Annotated in this window: 11 protein-coding genes; 6 read left to right on the top strand and 5 right to left on the bottom strand. The window is 55.7% G+C overall.

Annotated features, from left to right (window positions below; all coding sequences use genetic code 11):
* Positions 1-11: 11 nt before the first annotated feature.
* The 4 genes from ACU8YC_RS12390 to tssB are packed head-to-tail and all read right to left on the bottom strand — an operon-like array spanning position 12 to position 2,914.
* Positions 12-389, bottom strand: coding sequence for a GPW/gp25 family protein (locus tag ACU8YC_RS12390; RefSeq protein WP_446895391.1), 378 nt, complete (start codon positions 387-389; stop codon positions 12-14).
* A 9-nt stretch (positions 390-398) separates the two neighbouring features.
* Positions 399-881, bottom strand: coding sequence for an Hcp family type VI secretion system effector (locus ACU8YC_RS12385; protein ID WP_446895390.1), 483 nt, complete (start codon positions 879-881; stop codon positions 399-401).
* Between the two features lie 19 nt (positions 882-900).
* Positions 901-2,382, bottom strand: coding sequence for a type VI secretion system contractile sheath large subunit (tssC, locus tag ACU8YC_RS12380; protein WP_446895389.1), 1,482 nt, complete (start codon positions 2,380-2,382; stop codon positions 901-903).
* Between the two features lie 19 nt (positions 2,383-2,401).
* A complete protein-coding gene (gene tssB, locus ACU8YC_RS12375) occupies positions 2,402-2,914 on the bottom strand; it encodes a type VI secretion system contractile sheath small subunit (RefSeq protein ID WP_446895388.1) in 513 nt (170 codons plus the stop codon).
* 470 nt (positions 2,915-3,384) lie between these two features.
* On the opposite strand from tssB, the gene ACU8YC_RS12370 reads away from it, so the two are divergent.
* The 6 genes from ACU8YC_RS12370 to ACU8YC_RS12345 are packed head-to-tail and all read left to right on the top strand — an operon-like array spanning position 3,385 to position 10,680.
* Entirely contained in the window at positions 3,385-3,753 is a 369-nt protein-coding gene (locus tag ACU8YC_RS12370; protein ID WP_446895387.1) for a T6SS protein Cts2N, read from the top strand.
* A 14-nt stretch (positions 3,754-3,767) separates the two neighbouring features.
* Complete coding sequence (gene tssK, locus ACU8YC_RS12365; protein WP_446895386.1) at positions 3,768-5,105, top strand: type VI secretion system baseplate subunit TssK; 1,338 nt, start codon at positions 3,768-3,770, stop codon at positions 5,103-5,105.
* The gene (locus ACU8YC_RS12360; protein WP_446895385.1) at positions 5,086-5,835 is read left to right on the top strand and encodes a DotU family type IV/VI secretion system protein; all 750 of its coding nucleotides are present in this window, start codon (positions 5,086-5,088) and stop codon (positions 5,833-5,835) included. The genes tssK and ACU8YC_RS12360 overlap by 20 nt, the downstream gene beginning before the upstream one ends.
* Complete coding sequence (locus tag ACU8YC_RS12355; RefSeq protein WP_446895384.1) at positions 5,832-9,371, top strand: type VI secretion system protein; 3,540 nt, start codon at positions 5,832-5,834, stop codon at positions 9,369-9,371. Before ACU8YC_RS12360 ends, ACU8YC_RS12355 begins: the two co-directional genes overlap by 4 nt.
* Positions 9,371-10,291: a type VI secretion system protein TssA gene (locus tag ACU8YC_RS12350; protein ID WP_446895383.1), complete on the top strand. Its 921-nt coding sequence runs from the start codon at positions 9,371-9,373 to the stop codon at positions 10,289-10,291. Before ACU8YC_RS12355 ends, ACU8YC_RS12350 begins: the two co-directional genes overlap by 1 nt.
* Positions 10,288-10,680, top strand: a complete 393-nt coding sequence (locus ACU8YC_RS12345; RefSeq protein ID WP_446895382.1) for a DUF4280 domain-containing protein — start codon at positions 10,288-10,290, stop codon at positions 10,678-10,680. The genes ACU8YC_RS12350 and ACU8YC_RS12345 overlap by 4 nt, the downstream gene beginning before the upstream one ends.
* A 404-nt stretch (positions 10,681-11,084) precedes the next feature.
* Here ACU8YC_RS12345 and ACU8YC_RS12340 read toward each other — a convergent pair.
* Positions 11,085-14,394: inverse autotransporter beta domain-containing protein (locus tag ACU8YC_RS12340; protein WP_446895381.1), on the bottom strand; the 3,310-nt coding region annotated here is incomplete at its 5' end.

The following is a 14,394-nucleotide window of genomic DNA, read 5'->3' as shown; positions in this document are numbered from 1 at the left end:
CCTTTCGCGGGTTATTGCCAACTGCCGTTTTGATACGCCAGACTCAGCGTCAACGGGTCGTCATCGTTCCACAGCATCGCTTCAATGCGCAGCGCCAGCATCTGATGATGCGCATCTTTCACGCTGACAGTTAGCACCTGTATCCGCGGCTCGTTGCGTAAAATGGCTGCGCGAAGTCGACGACAATATCCGTTAAGCACGCGTTCATCGCCCGCGTTCAGCCCATGCCATTCCGGGGCGCCCCAGGCAAGCAGCAGCGGTAACTCGTCACCACCCGCCGGGGCTCGGGAGTTGAACAATCGCCTCAACTCCCGACACACCGATTCGCGCGGCGTAACGTTTTCATCCATCAACCTGTCGAGCAGCGCGACGGGTAGCGACATGGACATCACCTCAGGTTACGGTTTCTTGTTCATCGCCATATCCCAGGCCGACGCCGCCGCACCTTTCTCCGCCCCTTCTAATTTTTGGGCCTTCAATTCCCATTTAATTTTGCTGAAGTTTAGCGATAGCGTTTCAACAGGTTTACCACCCGAGCCGCCGCTGACGCTGATATGTGAAATCAATACGTTGTCGAGGGTATAGACAATAAACGGCAGCACCGAGTCGCCATCGTTGCGACATAGCGTTAATACCGCCTGGGTAATCATTTTCCCGGAACAGCAGTAAAGATTAAGCTCAGGAGTGGAAATATCGACAAATTTGGTCAGGGACATCTCCCCCACATGCGCCCGACCAGACGTACGGTTGGTGTTACTCACATCATTAGTAACCTGCATCGCCACATTATGGCTGAAGGACATAATTTCGATTTGGTCTACATATCCATCGACGTTGCTGTCACCTTTGATCGGATCAATCTTTAAAAAAATAGCATCCATAGAATCTTCCCTTATGCAATTAAGCCGATACTGGCGGTGGCAATTCCGCAACCAGGCGGATAGATGTGGTCAATTCTTCCAGTTGGAAATGAGGGCGCAGGAATACCACCGCGCGATAGACACCGGGTTTGCCGGGAACATCCAGTACGTCTATCCTTGCTTCGCGCAACGGATACTGTGCCTTGATCTCCTGCGGTGCGGTGTCGCTGAGTAGCACGTAGCTGGCAATCCAGTTATTGAGGAATCGCTCAACATCTTCGCGACTCAAAAAACTACCGACTTTATCGCGCATAATGACCTTCAGATAGTGCGCAAAGCGGGAGGCGGCAAAGACGTAAGGCAGCATCGCCGAGATCCGCGCGTTGGCGTTGGCTTCAGGCGTGTTGTAGATTTTTGCCTGATTGGTGGTTTGCCCGCCAAAGAACGCGGCAGTATTTGTATTCTTTTTATGACACAACGCGATGAACCCAAGATCGTTCAGCTCTTTTTCGCGACGATCGGTAATGGCTATCTCCGTCGGACAGCGCAGACTGATATCGCCGGATGGCGTGGAGAAGGTATGCGCAGGGAGATCTTCCACCAGTCCGCCGCCTTCCGCGCCACGAATTGCGGCGCACCAGCCATATAAGGCAAACGCCTCGGTAATGCGATTGGCCAGTACCCATGCGGCATTTCCCCACAGGTATTTGCTGGCATCCATGCCGTTGACGTCCTCGATAAAGTTAACCCCATCCACCGGCACCGTATCCGGACCGTAAGGCAGGCGCTGCAATACGTGCGGTAGCACCAGCGAGACATAGCGCGAGTCGTCGCTGTCCCGGAATGCCCGCCATTTGATCAGCTCGGTGCTTTCGAAGATTTTCGCCAGATCGCGTGGTAAGCTCAGCTCAGCGAACGATCCCATATCAAACAAGCGTGGGCTGGCTGCGGCGATAAACGGCGCATGAGCGGCCGCCGCGACCTGAGATATTTTCTCCAGCAGCGCCACATCCTGCGGATGACGGCCAAACTCGAAGTCGCCCACCAGCACGCTATAGGGATTCCCACCAAAAGTACCGTACTCATCCTCATACAATTTCTTGAACAACGTGCTCTGATCGAACTCGACCGCTTTTTCCAAATCGTCCTGCAGTTCTTTGCGCGACAAGTTCAGCAGACGTAATTTCAGTCGGGTGCTGGTCTCCGTATTCATCACAAACTGGTGCAGCCCGCGCCAGGATGCCTCCAGTTTCTGCATATCCGGGTGGTGCAGCACCTCATTCAACTGACCGCTGATAAGTTCGTCGATTTGCGCGATGCGGTGGTTGATCATCGCCAAGGTATCGCTCCCTATCGCCATACCTTCATCAAGAATTTGCGTCGCCAGCTCTTCCAGCATGTCACGCGCGTAGGTCTGTTGCAGCTCATCGCGCGCCATCCGCCCTTCCTGGATAATGCGATCCAGCACGCTCAGCGTGACCGTCTGTCCGCCGCTTTCAGCTTGTTCCTGAACATTGTCCATTGTTCTTCTCCTGATTCAGTTACGCGTTTTCAGCCGGTTTTTCTGCCGCTGCGGGCCTTAATGCCTGAAGTTCGGCATTGTCGTTTACCACCTGCTGCAACAACGCATCCAAATCGTCGTTACCATCCAGTTTGGTGAGCAGATCGCGCAAGCGTTGGCGGGCAAGGAAGAGACGCTGGAGGGGTTTAACCTGATTGATAATACTGAGTGGAGAAAAATCGCCGAACTCGTTAAAGTGCAGCTCAACGTTCAATTTGCAGCCATCATTATCCAGACGATTTTCAACCTGTATCGCCAGACGAGGTGAAATTGAGGAAAGCACATCATCGAAATTATCACGATCGATTTCGACAAACCGCCGCTCGCGTAATTTCTCCGGAGGGGAGGCTGGCTGGCCGGATAAATCCGCTAAAATACCGACCACTAGAGGCAGTTCTTTCTTCTCAATCGCCCCACCCGTTTCCACATCATACGTTATTTGTACGCGTGGCGGCCTAATACGGTTGAGTTTATGCTGTATGCTCTCGGCCATATTTAATCCTTTTTAATGCAATAGTATCCCTGGTACGATATTTGCCGCACCGTTATTCGAAAAGTAATATTCATGAATAACTACCTGCAATATTAAAAGCACAGCACCCAATAAATATCAACTTGATTTTTTACTTTCCACACAAAAAAACAAATCATTTGATAAAAATCAATCAACCAAATCAAGACAAAATTAATAAATAAAAATCAATGAGTTACTATGAGATTGCAAAATAATACTTTACACTGAAAATATAAATTTAATTAATATTTAAATGTTAACGAATTTTAATGTTTGAGATTCACCTAATGATGATTTAAGTCAAAAAAACAACCTCCGCCATTAATTACATTCTTAAAGATGATATAAAAGGATTTTATATGAAAAACGGGCCATGCCATTCAGCCAATATAATATTATTCAGTGTATTAATTTTACTGAGTAGCGGCTGTTCATTGTGGCAAAACCGTGTGGCATTTAATGATGTGGTCATTGAAACCGTAGCAGATGCAAACGATAACACGCCCGTCGCAGTGGATATTGTCGCGATTACCGATAACGCGTTGCTGCCAACCGTACAATCGCTTAGTGCGACACAGTGGTTTAACGCCAAATCACAACTCCTGCGCGATAGTCCTGACGGGCTGCACGTCTGGTCGCTGGAGCTGGTGCCGGATTCACGTTTTGTGACCAAAAACTCCCCACTGCAGGGCGTTAAGGCAGAGGCAATGCTGCTGTTTGCCCGCTACCGCAGCGCAGGAGAACACCGCTTAAGACTGGAAAAAACAGATTCACTGCATCTGTTACTCATGACGGATGAAGCAGTCCTGGTCCCCTGAACAAGGAAAGTACTATGAGCACAATTCCGGCAATGGTTTGCTGGTATGAAGGAATGGCAATGCTGCCGCAGCATTTCCAGTTGCAGGTACTGCGCAATGAAACGCTTTCCACGGCACTGGTACAGTGTGCTAATCCCTGGTTCTGGGGCGTCAACCGGCTACAGATTGACGACGCGGCGCTATGTGCCGGGTCGTTACGCGTTTTACATCTTGAGGCGATCATGCCTGACGGTACGCCAATCCGATACGACATTAGCGACGATTCACCGCTGGAGTTTGACTGCGCCCGTTTACTGCCTGCCGCACCGGACAGTGAGCATATACTCTGGCTGGCGCTGCCCCCACGAAACCGTGCCGGACAGTGGCAGCCAATGAAGGATCGCTACCGCTCCATCAACAGCGCTCCGCTCCCTGACCTGAGCAGCGGCGAATTTCCCGAAAGCATTCCAATCTGGCAAGCTGCGCCGCGTCTGGTGTGCTCAAATGAACGCGCGGATTTTATCTGCCTGCCGCTCCTGCAGGTCATCTATACCGAAGGCGGTTTTCGTCAGAGCGAATGGTTTCCGCCAGCGCCCAGAGTCAACGAAGAGAGCTATCTTTCGCGACATACGCGACAACTTTGTTTGCAGGCTCGGGAAAAAAGTTTGTTTCTGAGCCGGGAAATGCAACTGGCGCAACAGAGTCAACGCACTAACGACTGGCTATGGCTGGCGCTGTCGTTACAGAGCATTCAGTCTGCGCTGCCGCTGCTGGAAAGCCTGATTAACCGCGCGCAGACGCATCCGCAGGATCTCTGGCAGGCACTGTGCCTGTTCATCGGCCAGACAGCGATCCTCACCCAGGAAAAAACGCTGCCCCTGCTGCCGACCTTTGATTACCAGAATATGCAGCCCGGATTTGCAGCGCTTTTCGCCCTGTTGAAAACGCAACTCTCGTATATACATCGCCGCTATCAACGACTTAATTTCAGCAAACTGGACAGCTATTTTTCACTGCAACTCCCGCCGGATATTTATGCCGAAGAGCAGATCGTGGTTGGCATTCTGATGCCCACCGGTGACGCATCGAGGGCTGAAATCTGGTTACAGCAGAGTCTGATCGCCAGCCAACCATTTTTGCCAATCCTGCGCCGACAACGGATGCACGGCATGAGCATCATACCGCTGGCAGCCGAGAAACGGGGCGACTGGGAAACCGACACCAGCATTGCGCTGTTCACGCTAACGCTGACCACCCAATGGTTTGAAAAAGAGGCGCCGCTGGTTATTGCTCCGCTGCATGAAACCAACGTGATGCCGCTGCAGGTCATACTCTATCGCCAGGAGGATCGCCATGATGCACGTGGTGCCTGATATGCCCGCCAGCCGTCTGTTTGATGAGATATTCTCTCACTGGCTGGTACAGTTCGACGCCTGTAAAAGCAGCACGCTGCCGCCAGCCGAACTGCATAACCAGGCTTTTGAATACGGAAATCAAAGGGTGGCGGAGTACAGCCGTCGTCTGACACGCGTGCTGGGAGCACCTTTTCAACAGCAGATTGATGACGCCGTGTACGCACTGGTCGCGTTGATCGATGAGACCGTACTCTACAGCGACTGGCCCGCACTCGCTCTGTGGCAAAACTGCCCGCTGGAATATCATCTGTGGCAAACCCATAGCGCAGGGGATCGGATCCCCCGCAAGATCACCGCCCTGCTCAATGAACGTAATCCGGGTCTGCGTGATTTAGCCGCGCTTTACCTGCGCGGCCTGACGCTGGGGTTCGGATCCCGACGTGACGACTTTGACCAACAGACACATCTGGAGACGTGCCGTTTGCTCTGGTATTTTGCTTTTCAGTATGACGCAGACCCCTGCGTTCTTGCGCCACGGATGGCATCCGCTGCGCTCGGTTCCCCCTTACAGCTCCCGGTCCACCGTCGCCTGCCAGACAACTCACGCCTGCACCTGATCGCCATCATCATCCTGCTGGCGCTGCTGTTGGTAAGCCAGCGTTTATGGCTGAGTATTGAAGATGCCATTAGCGTAAACGCGCTGCCTGACTTTCCGGTCACCCAGTCTTGTCCGGGAGATAAAAAGTGACCCAACCCTGGCTGACTCTGTTGATCGTCGTGCTGGTAATGCTGGCAATTACCGTCTGGTGCGTCTGGTGGCAGTGGGAAAATCGCAACGATACCTTTAACCGGGCGCAAAAAGAGATCCAACGCGCCTGCGGCGACCAGGATCCTTACGACAGCATGCGCATTCTGATGCTCGGTGATGAAAACGATAACCGACTGCTCTGCCGCAGCTGGTCGCTAACGGACGGCATGGAGTATTGGTTCGGGCAGTGGTGGTTTAACCAACGCTGCCGTCTTCTGTGTCTTCCGCAAGCGCTGCAAGCAACGGAAAAAAAACGCCTTATTCGCCAGAACGGCTGGCAAAAAATGCTGGCCGCACTGGTAAAAAGCCGCCCTCAGCGCCCGCTGGATGCCTTGATTATCACCCTACCGCTGGAAGCGCTGCTGGACGATGAAGCCACACGCGCCAGCCTGCTTAACCACTGCCAACAAATCCAGCAAGTTTGCGGCTTGAGCCTGCCCATCTATCTGTTGGTCAGTGGGCTGGAATCACAGGAGGGCGTCGCCGACCTGCTCGCGCAGTTACCCGAGGATGCTCGCCTTAGCCCCATTGGCAGCGCGATTTCAGTCGCCAGAGAAGCTATCTGGCAATCCCAGTGGATTGACGATGCGCTGGATAACACACGGGCATCGCTACGCCAGCTCATTACCGAGCTCGGCACCTTGCAAGGCCAGACGACAACAACGCTTTTTCGACTACCCGAATTTTTCCCACCGCTTGCCAAGCCTTTGCATGATTATTTCGACACCCTGTTCAACAGCAACGCCCGCGATGAGCCGCCGCTGCTTAGAGGGATCTGGTTTGTCGCGCGCACCGTGACCAACGACAAGCCGCAGATGCAGTTTTGTCAGTCGCTACTGAGTGGGAAAATCGCCGCAGAACGCGGTCTGGCACTGCCTGTACGCCGTCTGTTGCGCCTGAATCTGCGCCGCCATTTCATTACCCTCGCCTGTTACAGCTGTCTTTGCGTGCTGTGGCTCATCGCCATGACCTGGAGCTGGCGATATCAATATACCAATGCTGTATTACTTCACGATCGTCTGCAGATCCTCGCCGCAGCCGTCCGCGCCGATATTACTGGTGAGCGTTCCACCACGCTGTACTGGCGAGTTCTCAATGGCATTCCACAGTGGCAGTTTCGTTCCATCGTCTGGCCCGGCTCGCTGTTCAGCCGTACCGATACAAAATTGCGCGAGATGTTTAACAACGTCACCCTGGTCAGCCTGCTGGTGCCCGCTACCAACAGCATCTGCCTGCAAAATCAAAATGAAAGGGGCTTTGAGCAGGACGATCTGCTGCCCGAAGAGCGTTACCGGCAAATTCAGCACTTGCTAACGGTGGCAAAACAAATGGAGTCGCGCTATTTGCCGTTGCTACAATTGATGCAGATGAAGCAACCCACTGTACAGACGTTGGCAAACGCCAGTGCCAGCGTCTGGGGCGTGACCGTCGATACCGATTCACTGCCTTCGCAGGACGCGTTGAACGAGATGTTTGCCACGCTCAATCTGTCTGGCCTGCGTTTACCCGACGCCAGCGAACTGACGCAACAAAACAGCGAGATATTTTCCCGCGAAGCCATGCGCTGGCTGGAACAGAATTACGGTAATACCAGCCTCGATAACAACGAGGAGCAGCTTGAACAATTGCTGACGCTATTTAGCAACGGCACGAACGTAACGCCGCTGTTTGTCCGTTCGCTGGTGCGTCAGGTCAGCCGCCTGCAGAGTACGCTGACAACAATCAACAATCTGAGCCGCGATGCCACGCACTCCCCCATTCGCTTACCGCTGGACGAGCTGCTCACCCAGGCCCGCGCGCTACGGCTGATTGACAACAGCGTGATTCAGGATCTCCAGCGCCACGAAGCTCTGCTGCGCCAGCGTTTTCTGGCCCAGGTCGATGGTTCACGCCTGCATTTTTCGTCATTAACCGAGCAGTCACCAGAAGGTGATTTCAACGTTTCTCCCGATATTCTGGCACTCCAGAAAAGCCTGCGCGACCTGCTTAATCAGCCTTTCTGGCAGTCTGGTACCCATCACCCCACGGTGAACGAAACGACCTACCCTAGGAATCTGCAGCTACAGCAGGCACTGGCGCTGTATGGTGGATACGAACGTTTTATGCAGCAGCTTCCTGACAGCATCTGGCGACCCAGACTGACTCTACTGGCTCAGCAGGCCGTGGAAAGCGCCATGCGCCAGGCGCTCTACACTGGCGCTCCCGATACTGTGCAGAACAGCAATATCAGTACCGCCATCGCGGATAGCGTCGTGGATGCATTTAACCAGCTTAATCGCCCCCAATTTGCTACAGCGTTACGCCAGCAAGTCGCCGCTCAGGTGATTAACCGGGTCCGTCAGGACGGTGGGGCGCACCTACCGGCGGTGACCCCGCCAGCCATCGACTACTCCAGCGCAGAGCAGGCGCAAATCAGCAGCCAAAAAGTGGCCGGTTGGGCGACTGCGCAGGCAGAACAAATATCCACGGCGCTGACGCGTTATCAGCCCGATATTGACTGGCTCGACAGACAGCGCGCCTGGCTAACGTCGGGCGACAACCAGCTTATCGCCCGCTGGAGCAGTTCGCTGGGCGCAATGCAGCGACTTCAGCAGCAGGATCCGGGCAGTCCATCGCAGCAAATGACGACCCTGGCCGCGACGCTGCCCGCAATGAATGCGCAGAATTGCCAGAGCACGCTGGCGCCGTTCAGCGTCTCCGGCGGCAATGATTTCTATAGTCAGTCGCTGAACGCGCTGGTCAATACATCGTTGCAAAAATGTCAGCAGCTTCGCCAGCAGGCAAGCATTGGTGCAGTGCAGCAAATCTTCACGCTGTACAACGTCTGGCTGGCGGGACATTTCCCCTTTACTGCCGTGCCGCATGCGCCAGACGCCGATGTTGACCGGGTACGCGAGCTCACCGTTCTGCTCGCGCAACTACCGCAGGAATCGCTCTCCGAACAGTCGCCGCTGATTCAACAACTGGCGGCGGCAAAACCGCTTCTTGCTGCGCTGGTTTCCCCCGAAGGGGTCACTGTACGAGTCATCTGGCGCACCTCACGTAACCGCGAGGCAGGGGCCGATCAGATTGCCGACTGGCGGCTTGTCGGCAATCAACAATCGATTAGCTACCCCGGCAGCACAACTGACCTGCACTGGCGCAGCGGCGATAGTCTGAACTTTAGTCTGCGCTGGGCAGCCAATTCCACATGGCGTCCAATGCCAGGCCTGTCACAGACAGGTATAACGGTAAGCGGTGATACTGGCCGCTGGCGCTGGCAGGGAACATGGTCACTGCTGAGAATGATTGAACAACAGCGCATTGGCGGCGCGCTCACCCAACCGCTGCCGCTGCACTTTTCGCTCCCGATCGGTGATGGTCAGAAACAGGCACAGGCCACGGTCTTCTGCCAGGTCGTATTGCTGGACCCGCAGGGCAAAGCGCCACTACCGTGGATACCACTTACCGAACAGGGATTACCACGAGGAAAATAATGGAACATATTCAGGCATTACTGACTCCCATTCTGACCGATAAACCATGTGGCGACTCGATTCGCTACTCCCCGGAGTTCGACCAGTTGATCGCCGCCCGCCAGCAGGATGACGAAACGCTGCCCACCGGTGTCTGGCAAAGTACGCCGCGCCGTGCCGACTGGGATGAAGTCGCCAACATCGCCACTGTGCTGACGAAAACGATCAGTAAGGATCTGGTAATCATGTGCTGGCTGGGCGAAGCATGGATACGAACCCGCGGCTTAACAGCTTTGCCCGATGCGCTGGCGTTAGCCACATTGGCGCTGGAGCGTTACCCGGAGGAATTGCACCCGAAAATTAAAGACGGTGACTATGATTATCGTGCCGCCCCGCTCTGCTGGATGGCACAGCATTATGCCGCGCTGGTCGCTGAAGCCCCGCTGTTTATGGCGCATGGGGAAAAAATCTCCCTGACTCAGTGGCAGCAGGGAAAATTATCCAACGTTCCGCCACCTGGCACGGAAGAATCTATTGTTCAGGCGCTGACGGCAAGCCTTGAATGGCTTGCCCGGCTCGATCGTGCCTGTCAGAGCTGGCCCGCAGACTCCGCGCCGTCATTCAACGCGCTGGAGCAAAAAATCAAAACCAGCCTGCAGGCGCTGGGCAACGCATTACCCGAATCCTCGCCACCGGTTTCGCAAGACGCCGTACCAACGGTAAACAGCCCCGGAGCGTTCGCTCACCGCGAAGAGGCGTATCTGATGATTAAACAGGTGGCAGATTATCTGGCGCGTACCGAACCGCACAGCCCGGTACCTTATCTGTTGTATCGAGCCCATGCCTGGGGGCATACGCCGCTGCCGGAGCTGCTCTCTGAATTGATTAACAGCGATGAATCTGCCCGCCGACTGTGGCGGCAATTGGGGGTACTGCCATGAGTTGTCCTGCCGTATGTAATGGCGCGATGCTGGAATGCTCGTTTGGTATAGCGCCTGCCGCCCTGAACGTGTTGCCCACCAGCCGAACCATCGTCAACAACCTGCCGATGGCGAATATTATGGATAACAAACCGTTTCTAAACATTCTGCCGTTCGGGATGTGCAACAGCCTCGCCAACCCGACCGTTGCTGCCGCAACCGCGGCGGCGTTCGGCATGCTGACACCGATGCCATGCATACCAACCATCATCGCGCCATGGATGCCCGGTTCAACGACGACAATGATCGGCAATACGCCGGCTCTCACCATGCAATCGCAGCTAATGTGCGCCTGTGGTGGGGTGATTCAAATTAGGAATCCCGGGCAGGTGACAACACTTTTGGTTTAATGGGATATGTCGTATTAATACGTTATCGCATAGTATGTTTTTCTTTTGGAAACACATGATAAAGCGAGGGGCAATCATCAAATGGGTTTTCTGCAGGGCTTAAAATAACCACCACCATTACATAACAGAGCCTGTAGGCTATGAAAGTCTACGTCATTAAAATTGCTGCTCGCGGGGTGCACATTACGCATATTACCGTTATTTTTCAAAAGGTTGTCTCCGATTGTAATAAAATGACGTCATGTCACCTATTTGCCTGGGCCTGATGCTTTACCCTCTGTCTCACCTGCGTGACAACCTCTCCTTTATTCCCATCATTCTCCTCAGTCCCCCGCGTAAACGCGGGGGACATAAAAACCATAATTAAAAATAAAAAACTAACGCTAAGAACTACAAAATAAAGATTAAAGACCCTGACGACACACCGAGTAGATCATGATGGTATTGACGTCATGGTAAACGACGCCAACGTTAAGGAAGACGTAGTAGTTATAGTCACTGGAACTCTGCTCCGACGACCAGTAAGAAGTGCCGGAGAAACCCGCACCTGAGTAAGACGTTAAGTTACCCCATTCACTCCAGAGCCCTGCGTTTGCCGCCCGAGTTTGATCTTGACCTTTTGCCCCTGAGGACTTACGCCATGTATCATTTGTGAGCTGTACGATGGTTGGTAAACTGTAACCCGACTGCGATGAGCAGTACATGTTCGCATCAGACCAGCTTCGTATAGCATCCCCATCATTTATGTACCAGCCCTTAAGGGTGAAGGCGTAGGTCAGCGGCGCGCCTCCAGCCACCGGGGTAGCTGTGATGGTCACCGTTTTCGTGGCGCGGGTTGCTGTCCCGGTGAATGTCACAACACCGGTACCGGCCACGCTAACCCAGGACTGGTCGCTGCTCCAGATATACTGGTTGTTGTTCGCATCACTGCCGCCTGGCTGTATCCGGAAACTCGCGCCCATGAAGCCGGTAGTCGGAAAGCCGCTGTCTAGCGCAAACGTCGCACCGTTCACGCTGACCGTACCGGACATAATCTGTGGCGGTGGAGCGGTCAGCGTGACTGTGACCGGGGACACGCCAAAGGCACTACCGTTCACCTGCGCGCTGACAGTAGTGCTGCCTGCAGCAGTGCCGGTAAGCTCTGCAGTATAGGTCCCGTCACCGTGGTCAGTGACCGCCCCGGTAGTGGTACCGGTCAGGCTGCCGGTCAGCGTCACGGCTCGTCCGGCGACCGGGTTGCCATTCACATCCTTCAGCACAAGAGTGATAAGGGAGGCATCCCTCCCGGTCGCCACGATGGTGGCCGGGACCGCCGTCAGAGCAGACAGGATGGTACTCAGGTTGCCGTCATCGGCCACAAAGTGCGTAGCAGTGGTGGCGCTGCTACCGTTCACGGTCGCGGTGACGGTGCTCAGGCCGGCGGTGGTACTGGTCAGGGACTGCGTCACGCTGCCGTCCGCCCCAGTGGTGCCAGTGCCAGCGATAGTGGCACCGTTGTCGGCACTGAAGCCGACTGCCACGCCGGCAACAGGATTGCCGCGGATATCGGCGACCACCGCCTTCACGGTGTTGCTGGCAGTGCCGTCGGCCACGGCGTTATCCGTCTCCGTGGTCAGGCCCGCGCCCGGGGTGGTGATCCCCGCCGTGCTGTCATCCGCTATCAGAGTCAGGGGCGAGCTCAGTCCCCCCGTTGTGGAGCCTCTTAGAGCCACGCCCAGGGTGACCGTACCGGCCTGCGTTCCGCTGATCTGCGCGGTGTAGTGCCCGGAGCCGACTGGAGATTCCGAAGCCGCCGTGATGCTCACACTCACACCGGTGGCCGGGAAGCTCAGTTCAGCGGCCTTCCCGGCCACCGGATTATTCTCGATATCCCTCGCACGCAGACTGAGGGTGGCCGTGGCGCGGCCATCTGCGATAACAGAAGACGGCGACACCGTCAGCGTGGAGTGTGAAGCCACAATACCTGTGGCCACAAAATGCACAGGAACGCTCTTCGCCACCGCGCCGACTGTCGCCGTCACGGTGGTCGTACCGGCCACCACGGAAGTGATATCCACAACCGCCCGGCCCTGCGCATCCGTCACAACGGTCTGTGTGTCAGAACGACCATCCGGGTAGGACATGGCGAACACCACCTGCTGGTCCGCCACGATATGGCCGTTACTATCACCAATCAGTGCAGTCACTGTCACGACAGACGTGCCATCGGCCGGCGCGTTGTCATTGTTCACCTGAAGTGAGCCCTCAATGCTGAGTTCGGGCGGCAGGACAGTCACCGTCACGGATTTTGCCGGTGCGCTGTTGCCCCGCTGGTCCTCTGCGGTCACGGTCAGAGTGTAGATATTCTGGTCGGTAGCATCAGCCGGGCGGATATCCTTCTTCACGACCTGCGCCTGCTGAGTTACCCGGTAAGGGGGCAGAGTAAGGCTGAAGTGTGAGGTGCCCTGCGGCGTCACCACGCCGCCCGCCGCCAGGAAGCTACCAGCGGCCACACTGACAGACTGCACCCCGTATTTTGAGCTGACCGTGGCAGCCAGGGCGTGGGTGGTGCCGGCTGCGCCGGCAATGCTGTCGGTACTCAGAGCCAGCTTTACCAGCTCCTGCTTACGGTACTCCAGTACGATATGGTTGTTACGCTCCGCCAGGTCATACCGGCTGCCCGTGAGGGTTCGCATGGCCGCCACCGCATCCGGACTGACCTGACTACGCCATGGCACCCCCAGCTGATAGTTCACGTCCAGGGTGAGTCGCGTGTCGCTTTTCCCCGACGGCCCCTGACGCTGCTCTGCCCCCAGGGTAATCAGCGGCACGGGCGTGTAGTTAATCCCCGCCGTTATGGCATGCGGATTCTTCTGCCGGTTGTCCACCCCGAACAGGGCCACTTCCTTCCCGTAGTACTGCTCATACGTCAGCCTGCCACCCAGCTGCGGCAGGGACGGCACCCAGGCCTGCGCCCGGACATCCCAGCCGTTTGCCGGACGGGCCTCGTAGTCGGCCCGGTCCGGGGAGTCTTTCCAGTCCGTCAGGCGGTAGTAGCCATTGACACCCAGCTTCAGGAAGTCACGCCAGTATTCAAGACCGGCACCGACACGCGCATGGTCGCGGGACAGGTCGTAGTCGCCGAACAGATTTCCGCCCAGCATGTGGCCGGGCATAAAGTGGCGTAACCCGGCGCCGAGGTTAGCCTGGGTCCGGCCGTCGGTCCGGTGCAGACTGCCCTGCGTGAACACCAGGTTATCCCCCCGGTCATAAAGGGGTATCAGCAGGTCAAACTGCGAGTTCTTCAGGGAGAAGTTTTTATCCGCATCCAGCTGCACGCGGGCAGTACCGAAATGGCTGAGCCACTGCCGGATTTCACCGCTGGCAGTCCCCGTGGCCAGGCCGCGGGCCATGGACGTGACCGCCTCACTTTTTACGCTGGCGGCCAGGACGCTCCCGGCCTGTGAGGCGTAACCTGCCATCTTCTGCACCTGCTCATCGCCCTCCGGCAGGGGAACGGATGTGCCGTCAGTGGAGGGGGATGCAGTGGATGTACCTGATACTGTTTTTTTATCCCTTGCCGTCATCAGCGGCACGTCCACGTCATTCCCGGCCCGCAGACCGTTCAGGCCGTGTGCGAAGGTGCGCAACTGATTGATTTCGCGCAGCTGGTCAAGGGTCAGGTGGAATTTTTTTGCAACGGAGGCGGCGGTCTCACCGCCCCCCAGGGTGTAG

It is taken from the genome of Citrobacter sp. VF227 (assembly GCF_052950715.1).
This window is presented reverse-complemented; position numbering and strand designations above follow the sequence as displayed.